Raw genomic sequence first — 13,798 nt, forward strand, 5'->3', positions numbered from 1 at the left:
TCAGGGGGGTAATTTTACATGAAAGCAAAAAAGAATGTGTTTTTCATGCTTCTTCTTTCACTTATGCTAGTTCTTTCAGCATGTAGTGGTGGGAACAGCAGCACACCGACAAACGGAAACGGAAACACTAACACTGGTTCTGGTGATGGTGAAGAAGTTGCAGGACAAGAAGGCGGAGAATTAGTATATGTTGTTTCATCTGATGCTCCAACTCTTGACCCACACGGAATGAACGATACTGCTACAACTAACGTAACAACTCAAATCTTCGACCGTTTGACTGCTTATGAAGCAGACGGAACTGTAGTACCTTCCTTAGCTGAATCTTGGGAAGCTGTAGATGAAACTACTTGGGAATTCAAACTTCGTACGGATGTTAAATTCCACGACGGAACTGATTTTACTGCAGATGCAGTAAAAATGACGATCGAGCGTATCATCGATCCTGAATTTGCATCTCCACGTGCAGTTGTACTTAACATGATCAAAGAAGTAAATGTTGTGGATGACCACACTGTACAATTTGTTACAGAAAAACCATTCGCTCCACTACCAGCTCACTTAGCACATAATGCTGGTTCCATCATCGCTCCTTCTGCTATGGAAGAAGAGAACAACGGTGGTAAGAAAGTAGACGAAAACCCAGTTGGTACTGGTCCATTCGTATTTGGATCTTGGAACCGTGGTGCTGAAATCGTATTAAACAAAAACGAAAACTACTGGAATGGCGCTCCTGCCCTTGATTCCATTAAATTCGTAGTGAACGCAGAGCAAGCTACTCGTGTTGCACAGCTTGAAACTGGTGAAGCGCACGTAATTCAAGTAGGTGCTTCTGACGTAGCTCGTGTAGAAGGTATGGAAAGTGCTGGAATCGAATTGACTCGCGTTCGCGGTACTCGTATGGACTACTTAGGTTTCAACATGGAAAAAGAGCCATTCAACATTAAAGAAGTTCGTCAAGCAATCTCCATGGCTGTAAACAAAAACGATATCGTTGACGGTATCCTTGACGGTCAAGGTGTACCAGCAGTAGGTCCTCTTGCTCCTACAGTTGTTGGTAACTACCAAGATCTAGAGCCACTAGGTTATGACGTAGAAGCTGCAAAACAATTGCTAGCTGATGCAGGATTTGAAGATGGATTCGAAACGACACTTTATGTGAACGAAGGTTCTAAAGAGCGTGCTGATATCGCAATCCTAGTTCAAGACCAATTGAAACAAATCGGAATCGATGTAACAATTGAAACAATCGAATGGGGTGCATTCCTTGACGCTACTGGCGCTGGTGAGCACGAACTATTCATCTTAGGTTGGACTACTGTAACAGCTGATGCTGACTACGGTCTATATGCTTTATTCCACTCTTCTGCATTCGGTGCTCCTGGTAACCGTTCTTTCTACGCGAACGACCGCGTGGATGAGTTACTTGACCTAGCTCGTTCTGAGACTGACCAAGCAAAGCGTGACGAAGCATACAAAGAGATCTCTGAGATCCTTGTAGACGAAGCTCCAATGGTTTACTTGCAACATCCTGACTTCGTATATGGAACAAACGGTGCAGCTGGCCTATTCGTAGACTTCAGTGGTACTCCTTACTTCCACGGTGTGAAGCTTAAATAATCAACAAAGACCCTCGACTAGTAATAGTCGGGGGTTTTTCTTGTTTCTCTAGTACATTTTCACAAAAAAAGAAACTAGCTGCTTGCACTAGTTTTCGAGGGTAGTTTTATCGTAAAAGTCGTCCCCTTCCCTACCTCACTTTTCACTTCCATCTTCCCCTGCAACAACTCAATAATCTGAAAAGAGATCGTTAAACCGATTCCAGTTCCCTTATCCTTAGTAGAATAAAAGGGTGTACCTAATCTAGCAACCTGATGTGGCGACATGCCCACACCATCATCTATAATCTCTATCAATACCATTCCTCGACTGCTAGAGGCTTTCACTGTCACTGTTCCATGCTTATCAATAGCTTCGATCGCATTTTTGATTAAGTTAATCAAAACCTGTTTCATTTCATCCTTATTAGCCTTAATATACAATTCATCTTCTATCTCATGACGAATGGTCGTGTTATTAAAAGAAGTATAAGTGGACATCAGCTGGATCACATGTTCCAACTCTTTAGATACATTAATCCTGTCCATCCCATGCTTATTGGGCTTGGCCAGCGAAAGGTAGTCCTGAATGATGGATTGCGCCCGGTCCAGCTCTTCGATAGAGATATCAATATATCTCTTTTGGGAACTGTTAAGATTATCATCTTGGCTCATCAACTGAAGAAAGCCCCTCGTAGATGTCATTGGATTCCTGACCTCATGCGCTACGGATGCCGCAAGCTCACTTACCACCTTCAATTTTTCTGAGCGTTGCAATTGATGTTGTAACTGCATTTGCATCGTTAGATTTTCAATAATCATAATAGACGTCACCAAGGAAACCCAGGTTATCAAACTGACAATCACAGCAAGGAAAATCTCACCTGGTTCCTCACGATGAATGAACCGTAGCGCCCTGGTTATAGTGATCAACAACAACAAAATGGAAATACTTAATATTTTTTTCTTAACTGTCATATTCCGATAAACCCTTGTTGTCACCACTAAGAATACGGTAACAATCAAGTAATTTAATAGCATTACTAGAAAACTGCTCTCTCCAAGGATAAACAGGTAATATAGCATGAAAGCCAATACAACAAGACCCGTTAGCCATCCCCCATACAAAAAAGCCAAAATAACCGGGATGATTTTTTGATCATAATACGAACCATCTGTCACTTCTATTGGAAAGGACATCGTACACAACAACATGACCAGTAGGGTACCAAGAAAACGATAATTTACTTTTGTGGATTGCCCTATGGCACCTTTATTCAGAAACTGATAATAAAATAGGATCGGAAATAAAATAATTAAAACGTGATATAATACATGCCCTAAATTTTCAAACATACCAACGCCCCTACCACCAAGAGATCACTAATTTTCATAGTTAATACTTCGCCTTACGTATCATCTATTCCTCCTTTTGTACCACAAGAAAAACCAGCCGATTCGGCTGGTAGATGGTGCATAAAATAAAAGCTTCATTTAGGTAACTGCATATCCCCTGGTCCTCTTCTTGTTAGACAATATAACACCACAAACAATGAAGAATGCTCCTATTACTTGAGTCATCAGAATGGGTTTACTAAGAAGAAAGAAACCTAAAATCATCGCAACAAATGGTTCTAAGTTAGTCAAGGTTGATGCTTTCGATGCATGTATATACTTTATTTGCTTGTTCCAGATAAGGTTACAGAAACCATGTACAATAATGGCAGTAACTATTAAAAGAATCCATGCTCCAGGAGCAGCAGTTATCGCTTTTTCCTGCTCTAATACAGCAAACGGAATGGAAATGATGAAAGCCAGAACATTGGAGTGAAAAGTAAGGGGGAATGCCTCTATACTTTTAGACAATAATCTTGTTAGTATGATCAACAAAGAAAATGTCAACATAGTGAGTGCAATCCACCATAACCCTTTTTCAACCTTTAAAAAGGTTCCATCATATCCGCTTCCGACCACGATACATACTCCGATTGCAGCAACAATCAAACCGATCGCCATATTTTTCGTAAACACCTCATGAAGAAAAATGGCAGCAAGAATACAAGTTATCAAGGGTGTCATGGCCAATATCACTGCTGCAGAAGTGGAGTCCGCATGTTGTAATCCTATAAAGAAGCTCCATTGATTAATAAAAACTCCCACCGTACTTAACAAAACAAAGACAAGCAATTCCTTCTTGGTTAATTTAGAGAAATGAAAAGAGATACCTTTCCATTTCCCATATATATACAAAGCAAGAACAATGGCTAAGAACCGGGCAAATGTAGTAAATCCAGGGGAAAAACTTTCTAATAATAGCTTTCCGATTACAAAGTTACTTCCCCAGACCAGAACACAAAACAATAATAAACTATATGCTTTTGCCATCTTCCATGCCCCCTAAGAAAAATTCCCACATTTCTGTGGGAATTGACAAATTAACTATATTGTAAATGCAACGCATTATGGTAAACTTCCTTGCCTTTAAAATAAACCGCTTTTCTCTTTGGAAGCCTTGCGATCGCCTCAGCCGAACACGATGCATCCATCAGTACCAGGGACGCCTCATCTCCAACTTTTGGCCATTGCATTTCCTCACTTGTGGAAAGAGGCGTCCTGCCCCCGGTAGCCCACTTTAGGGAATAAGCTAACGTTTTCTCATCTATTCGCTTTGTTCTTTCACAGTAACGTTTCACCTTTTCCAAAACATCCCCGTTCCCAAATGGTCCCCATGAATCGAAGAAGCCGTCACATCCTAAATGGACAGGAACGTTAAATTGATCAAGTAAATCTATTGGGGGAATGACACGATTGATTGGAATGGTTGACATGATGGCCACACCATTTTCCCCAAGATGCTCTGCCATTTCCCGTGCTTGTGTTTCAGGGACATCCCCTAGACTGAACGCATGGCTGACAGCTGCGCGGTTTTGCCAGTTTGCCTCTTCCACCATCTCGACTAATTTATCTATTGTATAGAATCCGACGTGCCCATGGTCATGCAAGTGAATATCGATTTCTGCATTAAACTCTTTTGCCAGGTTCATTGTTTCATATAGTGATTTTTCAATATTCTTATCAATGCCTGCTGGATCTAATCCACCTACAATCGTTGCTCCCGTTCGCATGGCCTCCTTCATTAGTGGAATGACCTCTTTATGCTCCAACATCCCATGTTGCGGAAAGGCAACAATCTCATAGCTGAGGTAATCCTTATAGTCTTCTAGGGCTTCTTTTACCCCTTCCAAGTTTTTGAGACCAATATAAGGATCGATATTTACATGTGTGCGTATATGTGTCGATCCTTTGCTCAGGATCATCTCTATCATTTTACTTGCACGCTGCTTGGTGGTTGGGGCAAGTTCCCCTAATTCAAGGGCTTCATGATGAAGTCTTTCTTTCAGGCTCTTTACAGGGATTGGCGCCTTCCAATCAAGTGAAAGATATGTCTTATCCAGATGATTGTGCATCTCCTTGAAAGAAGGAAGGGCTAGTAGTCCCGTTGCATCTTTTTTGACCTCACCACTTGGTATTTCAAAAGGCTGCTCTTGTATTTCCTTAAAGATACCTTCTTCGATTTTTAAGGAATATAAGGATGTCTCCGTTTTATGTGCTCCATTTTCTAAGATGCTAAAGCCTGTTTCCAATTTTACATTGACTAGCCAATAGGTCTCTTTCATTTCCTATCCCTCCACCTTTATTTTGCTACTGATTGTTTTTCCATTTCCAACCTGTTCACTTCTTTGCCTTTATAGAAAAGGGCCTTGACATCCGTACGCCTTGCAACCGCTTCTGCTGAACAACTTGCATCCACTAATATCATGGAAGCATCGTCTCCAATCTTTGGCCATTGTCTCTCACCTGTAGCACTTAGTGAGTTGATTCCCCCAGTTCCATATTGAACCAAGGAGGATAGAGATTTTTCATCAACAAGTCTGAACCGTTCTGCTAGTACGCACATTTTTTCAATGGTGTTGGCAGTACCAAAAGGTGACCAATGGTCCGTAATACTGTCATGCCCTAGAGAAACGATCAGCCCCATTTGAGTTAATAAGGGGATTGGAATGGTCGGACGGTTAATGGGAACAGTGGTGGTCACATCGATTTTGTTGTCTACTAACATCTTTACCGTTTCCTCAAGCTGGACGGTCTCCAAGTCCCCTAAAGCGATGGCATGACTGATGGTCGTTCTGCCCTGAAGGCCGGCTTGTTTTGTATAATGAGCCATCCGCTCAAAAGTGAAAGCGCCAAGGCTGTTCGGATCATGAATATGAACATCTACTGATGAACCGGACTGCACTGCAATATCAAAGATGGTGTCGAGTGATTTTTCGATATTCCTGTCTATGGTCGCTGGGTCCACCCCACCGACATGTGTAGCCCCCATTTCCATTGCTTCCTTGACTAAGGGTGCCACTTCACTTCTCAATAATCCGTGCTGAGGAAAGGCGACAATTTCAAATGTCATCACATCTTTGTATTTATTTACAGCATTCAATGTGGCTTCTAAATTCTTCAATCCGATGGAAGGATCGACATTACAATGAGTTCGTATATGGGAATGGCCGTGCTTTAGGTATAATTCAATTACTTTCTCAGCTCTTTCCTGTGCTGTTGCCAATTGCTGTGGAAGTAGTTTTATTTCTTCTGCAATTCTTGTAAAAATACCGTTAGTTATTGGTGTGCAAGCTTTCCATGGACCTCCATAGTAAGTTTTATCGATATGGATATGCATTTCTTTTAAAGAAGGAAGCAGCAGGAATCCTTTCGCGTCCTTTTCAGGAAGATTATCCCTGGGCTGCTCCTTGGATAGTGCAGCAATTTTCCCTTCTACTACTTTTAAGTGAACTATTTCAGTCAATGTTTTCATGCGATTATCCCCTTGTTCAAACCCCACTTCTATTCGCACATTTTTCAGCCAATAACTGTTTCTATTCATCTCTTTTCCTCCTAATTGGAGGGCCTAGTTTCTAGGCCCTAACCATGTCATTATTTTATAGTGATTTCATTGAGAAGGATGTAGTTCACAGGGCTGATGACAAGTCCCTCTACATCTTTATGGTAGACAGCTAGATGTTCGTAGTATCGGAGCGGGATCATAGCTGCATCTTCCATTTCCAGTTCCATTGCCTGTTCATAAAGGCTTCTTCTAGTTTCTTCATCTATTTCTTGTCTTGCGTCCTCTATGATTCGATCAACTTCAGGGTTATGGTAATAGGTATGGTTACCTGCTCCCCCATGCGAAGAGGAGTGGAATACATTATATTGATTGTAATCTCCGTCTCCCGTAGCATTTCCCCATCCACCGACAAACATTTCGTGTTCGCCATTATTTAGTGCTTCTATATACGCACCCCATTCTAGTACTTCCACTTCCGCATTGATTCCTATTTTCTTCAGTTGAGATTGTACGACTTCTGCTACATTTATTCGCTCTTTGCGATCATTGGTGGTAATGGTGACCTTCAGCCCTTCTAATCCAGCCTCTTGCAATAAAGCTTTGGCATTCTCTAAATCATAGTCATAAGGTTTAACGTCAGCACTGTATCCAAATACCTTCGGACTCATGGGAGAATTGGCAAGCATTCCAGAGTTCTGGAAGACACCTTCTAGAACTGCCTTTCTATCAATAGCCTGCGTTATCGCTTTTCGAACCTCCAATTGATCAAACGGTGCTTTTTGAACATTAAAGCCAAGAAACTCTATTCCCAACCCATCTGCCCGGTACAGATTCAGTGTCTCCGAAGCTTCGATTCTATCAATCTCTGTAATGGGAACCTGATCATTAACATGCGCTTCCCCTGTTTCAATCATGGCAAGCCTAGTGGTATCTTCAGGCACTACTTTAAACACAACCTGATTTATCTTTGGCTTATCTCCCCAGTATTCCTCATTTTTCTTTAAGGATATTTCCTGTCCTGCCTTCCAATAGTCAAAGACGAAGGGCCCTGTGCCTACCGGATGTTCCCAAAGTTTCTTCGGATTCTCAGAGAGCGCTTTTGGACTGATGATACTTCCCTCATTCGCACTTAGTATGGACAACAGCGGGGCATAGGCTGCTGATAGATGAAAACGAACTGTATATTCATCGATAATCTCTATGTCATCAATCATTCCTAGTTTTTCAGCTTGCGGGGATGCTGTTTCAGGATCAAGCAATCTATCAAATGTTGCCTCTACAGCCTCGGCATTGAATATCGTCCCATCATGGAAATAAACGTTTTCCCTTAAAATAAACTCCCATGTGACATCATCAATTTGTTCCCATTCTTTGGCCAACCCTGGCTGGGGCTTCATGTCCAAGTCTGGCACTACAAGCGTTTCATATACCTTTTGATAAAGGATATTAGCACTTGAAATATCTGTAATGAAGTGTGGATCAAGCTTGGTGGCATCCGATAAACGGACGACCGTCAGTTTCTCCTTTCCGGAAGTCTCCATTTGACTGCTTGAAGTGGAACAACCACTGATGATTAATAGTAATGTTAGTATTAATAAGATGGTCGATTTCATGTCTTTCCCCCTTCTATTTAATGGTGACGTCGTTTAGCATAATGTAATTAGAGGCATTTAACCAAATTCCTTCCACCCCTTTTGTATAGACAGCCAAATGTTCATAGTTTCTTATCGGGACGTACACGGCATCATCCATTTGGATCTGCATCGCTTTCTCATATAGTTCTTTACGTTTTTCCTGATCCATTTCTTCCCTGGCTTTTTCAATAATAGTATCCACTTCATCATTGCTGTAATAAAAATGATTGCCTGGTGGTCCTTGTGATGCTGTATGGAAAAGATTGTATTGGTTATAATCTCCATCACCTGTTGCATTACCCCATCCACCAATAAACAAGTCATGGTCACCTTTATCGATCATTTCTAAATATGCCCCATATTCCAACACTTGAATAGAAACATCCACTCCTATCCCTTTTAATTGGGACTGTATCACTTCTGCCATATTGATGCGCTCTTTCCTATCGCTAGTAAGCAGATTCAGTGATAAACCTTCCTTATAGCCTGCTTCTTTCAATAATGTTTTTGCTTTGTTTATGTCGTATTCATATGCCTGGATGTTTTCGCTGTAACCAAATACTTTTGGACTCATGGCTGAATTTGCTAACGTGCCAACATTGTTATAAACACCTTTTAGAATAGCTTCTCTTTCAATAGCGTGACTGATCGCTTTTCGGACACGCACATCATTCACTGCCTTACTTTCTACATTGAAGCCTATATATTCCACTCCAAGTCCCTCTGTACGGTATAAGCTCATAGAATTCGAATTCTCAATTCGATCTAGTTCTGTTACCGGAACCTGATCAGAAACATGAGCTTCTCCGGTTTCAATTAAAGCAAGCCTTGTTGCATCTTCTGGTACTACTTTAAAAACTACTTCATCCAGATTGGGCTCTTGCCCCCAATATGACAGATTCTTAACTAATGTTATATCCTGACCTGTATTCCAAGATTCAAAAATAAATGGACCTGTTCCTACTGGATGTTGGGATAATGATTCCTCATTCTCTTTAATCGCTTTAGGGGAGATGATGCTGCCCTCATTACTAGCAAGGATGGATAGCAACGGCGCATATGGATAATCAAGATGCATACGCACGGTATACTCGTCCATTACTTCAATCTCCTTAATCATCGATAATTTTTCACGTTGAGGTGAACCTGTTTCTGGATCTAAAACACGCTCGAATGTTACTTTCACCGCCTCTGCGTTAAAAGGAGTCCCATCATGAAAACTCACTCCTTCTTTTAATGAAAACTCCCATGTTACCTCATCAAGTTGTTTCCATTCTGTAGCAAGCAATGGTTCTATCTCCATATCCTTATTCGGCACTACCAGCGTTTCATATACTTTTTGATAGATGATATTTGCAGAAGGTATGTCTGTTATAAAGTGTGGATCTAACCTGGTGGCATCCGAAAGACGCGCGATAATTAAGCTTCCCCCCTTTTCTTCGGACCGGGCATCGTTCTCAGAGCCATTGGAACTGTTCGAAGACGTTGAACAAGCACCTATAACTGATACCATAAAGGCCAATACGAAAAACATGATTAAATTTCTTAACATTCTGTTCTTCTCCATTTCAATCTCCCCCTCCATTGGAATCTCTTGAATTTCGTGCATAGTTGCATTATAAAAAAAAGATTCACCATTTATTTTCAGAATATTTACATGTTTTTAAAATATTTTGACACCTTATCTTAAAATTATTTACTTTGGTTGAGATTTTGATAATTTTAAACACAACACATGTAAGGGAGGACATTCAATGGAAGTTCAAGTAAATACGGAAGAAACAATTATTGCAGAGGAAACAAGTAATCCTCGATTAGAAAAATGGAAGGAAATCATTTATAAACTTTCAAGAAACAAAGCAGCAGTGGCAGGTGGAATCATCATTATATTTTATTTGACAGTCGCTACATTCGCACCTTGGTTGGCACCTTATGATCCATATGAAATCAACTTAGACAATCGCATGCAGTCCCCCTCCATAGACCATTGGATGGGAACGGACGATAAAGGAAGGGATATACTGAGCAGAATTATTTATGGTTCCCGCTTATCAATGGGTGTCGGCTTTGCCTCTGTACTGTTCGGGGCGGTGTTTGGAATTGTGCTTGGATTAGTTGCCGGTTACTACGGCAGGTGGGTTGACTCCATTGTAATGAGAATCATTGATGTGATGCTTGCTTTTCCTGGTATTCTATTGGCTTTGGCTATTATCAGCGCATTAGGCCCCAGTTTAATAAACGTGACCATTGCAGTGGGGGTATTTTCTGTTCCATTATTTGCCCGCATAGTAAGGGGCTCTACATTGGAAGTCAAAAAGCTAGAGTATATTGATGCGATCCGTTCGTTGGGAGCAAGGGATATAACGATCATTTTCATTCATATACTCCCGAATATTCTCTCCCCAATCATCGTACAGGGTTCGTTAAGATTGGCAACGGCCATTTTATCAGCAGCAGGGTTGTCCTTTTTAGGGCTTGGAGCCCAGCCACCTTCGCCTGAATGGGGAACCATGCTTAGCAGTGGAAGGGATTTCTTATTTAGCGCACCTTATATGGCCCTATTTCCGGGACTTGCCATTTCAATACTGGTTTTAGGCTTTAATATTTTCGGAGATGGCCTTCGCGATGCTTTAGACCCAAGAATGAAATAAAAAAGGAGGTAACAGGATGATTTCTTTTTTAATAAAACGATTAGTTCAAATGATTCCCGTATTAATAGGCGTAACTTTGGTTGTCTTTTTAATCATGCAAATGGTCCCTGGAGATCCAGCTGTTCTCTTGGCAGGGGAAGGAGCTTCAAAAGAAACAATAGAAGAGATAAGGACTCAACTGGGGTTAAATCAACCGCTATATATCCAGTACTTTGATTACTTAACGAACATTTTCAAGGGGGATCTTGGAGTATCCATTAAAAATAATAAACCTGTCCTTGATGAAATCATGGTACGACTCCCTATTACGATGGAACTAGCTCTTTTCAGTATCCTCATAACGATCGTATTAGGTATGGCAGCGGGTATCATTTCTGCCATCAGGCCTTATTCCGTCTCTGATTTGTCCGTCATGTTGATTGCCCTCATCGGGATCTCCATACCAAGTTTTTGGTTTGGCCTTATGCTCATGTATATATTCTCCGTCAAACTTCAAATCCTGCCGGTAGCTGGATGGGATAGTTGGCAGCACATTATCCTCCCAGCCCTCACACTTGGTGCTGGAGGTGCTGCAATAGTTGCGAGGATGACCAGATCAAGTATGCTCGAGGTCATCCGGCAGGATTACATTAGAACTGCGCGTGCAAAAGGACTTAGGGAACAAATTATCATTTCTAAACACGCTTTGCGAAATGCTTTAATTCCTGTCATCACCGTAGTAGGACTTCAATTTGGAGCATTGCTTGGCGGTACTGTCCTTACAGAATCTATTTTTGCCATCAACGGATTGGGAAGATTGATTGTTGAATCTATCAGAATGCGAGATTTGCCAATGGTACAAGGTGGCGTACTTGTTGCGTCCCTTATCTTCGTACTTGTTAATCTATTGGTCGATTTACTATATCGCATCTTTAATAAACGAATTGAATTAAATTAAAAGGAGTGAAATGAGATGAATGAAAAACTACTAGAAGTAAAAGGGCTAAAAACTCATTTTTTCTCAAATAAAGGAACTAGTAAAGCGGTAGATGGGGTAAATCTCGTATTACACAAAGGGGAGACCTTGGGAATTGTCGGGGAATCGGGTTGCGGGAAAAGTATTACTTCCCTTTCTATTCTGAGGCTGATTCCCTCCCCTCCAGGAAAAATAGTGGAGGGCTCTATACTATATAAAGGTCAGGACCTTGTGAAGATGTCTGAAAATCAACTGAGGAAAATACGCGGCAATGACATCTCCATGATTTTTCAGGAGCCGATGACCTCTCTTAATCCAGTTATCAGCGTTGGTGAACAAATAGCTGAAGGCATTAGACTCCATGAAAAACTCAGTAAAAAGGATGCCTGGGAAAAAGCGGTGGAGATGCTTCGTCTTGTGGGTATTCCTTCTCCTGAGAAACGTGCAAAGCAAGAGCCATTTCAATTGAGTGGTGGTATGAGGCAGCGAGTGATGATCGCCATGGCACTTGCCTGTTCTCCTGAAGTTCTCATCGCCGATGAACCAACCACTGCATTGGATGTAACCATTCAAGCACAAATCCTCAAATTAATAAAGGAATTGCAAGTAAAGCTTGGAATGGGAGTCATGATGATAACCCATGACCTTGGTGTAGTAGCAGAAACCTGCGATACAGTAGTCGTTATGTATGCAGGAAATGTTGTAGAATATGCTTCTAAAGAAGAGCTTTTTAGAAATCCGAAACACCCATATACCCAAGGTCTATTGGCTTCTTTGCCAAAAATAAACGAAGATCATGAATATTTACCAACGATTAACGGTAACGTTCCAAGTCCCTTTTCACAGGTCCAAGGTTGTCGGTTTGCCAACCGCTGCCCTCACGCAATAGCACTATGCACCACAAAAGCACCAGAACTTACCCTCACACAAGGAGGGGAAGGGCAAGTTCGCTGTTGGATGTACTCAAAGGAGTGGAAAAAATCAGTTGTATAAGAAAGGGGACAGCATGATGGAGCTAGTCGCAAAAAAGGAAACAAAACGTGTACTTTTATCTGTTAAAAACCTCAAGCAATATTTTCCCATAAAAAAAGAATCGCTTTTCAAACCAAAATCATTTGTCAAAGCAGTGGACGATATTTCCTTTGAACTGATGGAAGGGGAAACATTAAGCATCGTCGGGGAATCAGGTTGTGGAAAATCGACAACGGGACGATCCATCCTCCGCCTAGAACAGCCGACTGAAGGAGAAATCGTGTTCAATGATAAAGACCTTGTTCGAATATCGAATGCAGAAATGAGAAAGGTGCGTGCAGATCTACAAGTAATCTTCCAAGATCCATTTGCTTCACTTAATCCAAGAAGAACCATCAAACAAACATTGAATGAAGCCATGGCCATCCAGCAGGTAATCCCAAAGCCGAAGAGAATGGAGCGGATGCTTGAGTTACTCGAGTGTGTAGGCTTGCCAGCAGAGGCATTGAATCGATATCCACATGAATTCAGCGGTGGACAGCGGCAACGTATCGGCATCGCCCGTGCCTTAGCAGTAAATCCAAAATTAATCATTTGTGATGAAGCCGTTTCTGCACTTGATGTCTCCATTCAAGCGCAAATCCTTAACCTACTAAAGGATCTACAAAAAGACTTTGGATTGACTTACTTGTTCATTTCACATGACCTTAGTGTCGTTCGGCATATTTCTGATAGGGTCATGGTCATGTACCTGGGGAAAATTGTGGAGATAGCCGACAAGAAAAGTATTTTTGAAAGGCCACAGCACCCCTATACTCAAGCACTTCTCTCGGCTATTCCTACAACCGATTTAGATGTGACAAAAGAAAAGATTGTACTTAAAGGAGATGTTCCTTCCCCCATCGATCCACCAGCGGGATGCAGATTCCATTCTCGATGCCCATTGGCAAATGAATTTTGTAAAAAGGTTGAGCCGCCATTAAAGGAATGGAACAGCCAACATTATGTAAGCTGTCATCTTGTCAAATAATAACCATTTACAATTGCATGATTTGAATTACAATAATAGAAAGAATGAAATAGCGGAGGTT

The 13,798-nt window shown here is 41.3% G+C and carries 11 protein-coding genes; 5 read left to right on the top strand and 6 right to left on the bottom strand.

Annotated elements, in window-relative coordinates; translation table 11 throughout:
• Nucleotides 1-18 precede the first annotated feature (18 nt).
• Nucleotides 19-1,620, top strand: coding sequence for a glutathione ABC transporter substrate-binding protein (locus EKQ44_RS13370; RefSeq protein ID WP_237664052.1), 1,602 nt, complete (start codon nucleotides 19-21; stop codon nucleotides 1,618-1,620).
• A gap of 74 nt (nucleotides 1,621-1,694) precedes the next feature.
• Here the strand turns inward: EKQ44_RS13370 and EKQ44_RS13375 are convergent, their stop codons facing one another.
• The 6 genes from EKQ44_RS13375 to EKQ44_RS13400 all read right to left on the bottom strand — a co-directional run bounded on the left by EKQ44_RS13375 (nucleotide 1,695) and on the right by EKQ44_RS13400 (nucleotide 9,696).
• The gene (locus EKQ44_RS13375; protein WP_237664053.1) at nucleotides 1,695-2,954 is read right to left on the bottom strand and encodes an ATP-binding protein; all 1,260 of its coding nucleotides are present in this window, start codon (nucleotides 2,952-2,954) and stop codon (nucleotides 1,695-1,697) included.
• Between the two features lie 138 nt (nucleotides 2,955-3,092).
• Nucleotides 3,093-3,983, bottom strand: a complete 891-nt coding sequence (locus tag EKQ44_RS13380; protein WP_237664054.1) for a DMT family transporter — start codon at nucleotides 3,981-3,983, stop codon at nucleotides 3,093-3,095.
• Between the two features lie 50 nt (nucleotides 3,984-4,033).
• Nucleotides 4,034-5,275: an amidohydrolase gene (locus EKQ44_RS13385; RefSeq protein WP_237664055.1), complete on the bottom strand. Its 1,242-nt coding sequence runs from the start codon at nucleotides 5,273-5,275 to the stop codon at nucleotides 4,034-4,036.
• Nucleotides 5,276-5,292: 17 nt separating this feature from the next.
• The gene (locus EKQ44_RS13390) at nucleotides 5,293-6,534 is read right to left on the bottom strand and encodes an amidohydrolase (RefSeq protein WP_237664056.1); all 1,242 of its coding nucleotides are present in this window, start codon (nucleotides 6,532-6,534) and stop codon (nucleotides 5,293-5,295) included.
• A 50-nt stretch (nucleotides 6,535-6,584) separates the two neighbouring features.
• Complete coding sequence (locus EKQ44_RS13395; protein ID WP_237664057.1) at nucleotides 6,585-8,108, bottom strand: glutathione ABC transporter substrate-binding protein; 1,524 nt, start codon at nucleotides 8,106-8,108, stop codon at nucleotides 6,585-6,587.
• 13 nt (nucleotides 8,109-8,121) lie between these two features.
• Nucleotides 8,122-9,696 (bottom strand): glutathione ABC transporter substrate-binding protein, encoded by a 1,575-nt coding sequence (locus tag EKQ44_RS13400; RefSeq protein ID WP_237664058.1) that lies wholly within the window; start codon nucleotides 9,694-9,696, stop codon nucleotides 8,122-8,124.
• A gap of 187 nt (nucleotides 9,697-9,883) precedes the next feature.
• On the opposite strand from EKQ44_RS13400, the gene EKQ44_RS13405 reads away from it, so the two are divergent.
• From EKQ44_RS13405 to EKQ44_RS13420, 4 genes are read left to right on the top strand one after another with little or no spacing between them, the layout of a single operon-like run.
• The gene (locus EKQ44_RS13405) at nucleotides 9,884-10,780 is read left to right on the top strand and encodes an ABC transporter permease (RefSeq protein WP_237664059.1); all 897 of its coding nucleotides are present in this window, start codon (nucleotides 9,884-9,886) and stop codon (nucleotides 10,778-10,780) included.
• Between the two features lie 16 nt (nucleotides 10,781-10,796).
• On the top strand, nucleotides 10,797-11,717 hold the full coding sequence (gene nikB / locus EKQ44_RS13410; RefSeq protein ID WP_237664060.1) for a nickel ABC transporter permease: 921 nt from the start codon (nucleotides 10,797-10,799) through the stop codon (nucleotides 11,715-11,717).
• Between the two features lie 15 nt (nucleotides 11,718-11,732).
• The gene (locus EKQ44_RS13415) at nucleotides 11,733-12,728 is read left to right on the top strand and encodes an ABC transporter ATP-binding protein (protein WP_237664061.1); all 996 of its coding nucleotides are present in this window, start codon (nucleotides 11,733-11,735) and stop codon (nucleotides 12,726-12,728) included.
• 16 nt (nucleotides 12,729-12,744) lie between these two features.
• On the top strand, nucleotides 12,745-13,737 hold the full coding sequence (locus EKQ44_RS13420) for an ABC transporter ATP-binding protein (RefSeq protein WP_237664096.1): 993 nt from the start codon (nucleotides 12,745-12,747) through the stop codon (nucleotides 13,735-13,737).
• Nucleotides 13,738-13,798: the final 61 nt, after the last annotated feature.

Origin of the sequence: Sutcliffiella horikoshii, assembly GCF_021991925.1 — a bacterium.
Classification (GTDB): Bacteria; Bacillota; Bacilli; order Bacillales; family Bacillaceae_I; genus Sutcliffiella_A; species Sutcliffiella_A horikoshii_F.

What these genes read in the sequence shown, in the direction of transcription:
- EKQ44_RS13370 (WP_237664052.1), top strand. Translation starts at nt 19, where the DNA reads ATGAAAGCAAAAAAGAATGTGTTTTTCATGCTTCTTCTTTCACTTATG.
- EKQ44_RS13375 (WP_237664053.1), bottom strand. Translation starts at nt 2,954, where the DNA reads ATGTTTGAAAATTTAGGGCATGTATTATATCACGTTTTAATTATTTTA.
- EKQ44_RS13380 (WP_237664054.1), bottom strand. Translation starts at nt 3,983, where the DNA reads ATGGCAAAAGCATATAGTTTATTATTGTTTTGTGTTCTGGTCTGGGGA.
- EKQ44_RS13385 (WP_237664055.1), bottom strand. Translation starts at nt 5,275, where the DNA reads ATGAAAGAGACCTATTGGCTAGTCAATGTAAAATTGGAAACAGGCTTT.
- EKQ44_RS13390 (WP_237664056.1), bottom strand. Translation starts at nt 6,534, where the DNA reads ATGAATAGAAACAGTTATTGGCTGAAAAATGTGCGAATAGAAGTGGGG.
- EKQ44_RS13395 (WP_237664057.1), bottom strand. Translation starts at nt 8,108, where the DNA reads ATGAAATCGACCATCTTATTAATACTAACATTACTATTAATCATCAGT.
- EKQ44_RS13400 (WP_237664058.1), bottom strand. Translation starts at nt 9,696, where the DNA reads ATGGAGAAGAACAGAATGTTAAGAAATTTAATCATGTTTTTCGTATTG.
- EKQ44_RS13405 (WP_237664059.1), top strand. Translation starts at nt 9,884, where the DNA reads ATGGAAGTTCAAGTAAATACGGAAGAAACAATTATTGCAGAGGAAACA.
- nikB (WP_237664060.1), top strand. Translation starts at nt 10,797, where the DNA reads ATGATTTCTTTTTTAATAAAACGATTAGTTCAAATGATTCCCGTATTA.
- EKQ44_RS13415 (WP_237664061.1), top strand. Translation starts at nt 11,733, where the DNA reads ATGAATGAAAAACTACTAGAAGTAAAAGGGCTAAAAACTCATTTTTTC.
- EKQ44_RS13420 (WP_237664096.1), top strand. Translation starts at nt 12,745, where the DNA reads ATGGAGCTAGTCGCAAAAAAGGAAACAAAACGTGTACTTTTATCTGTT.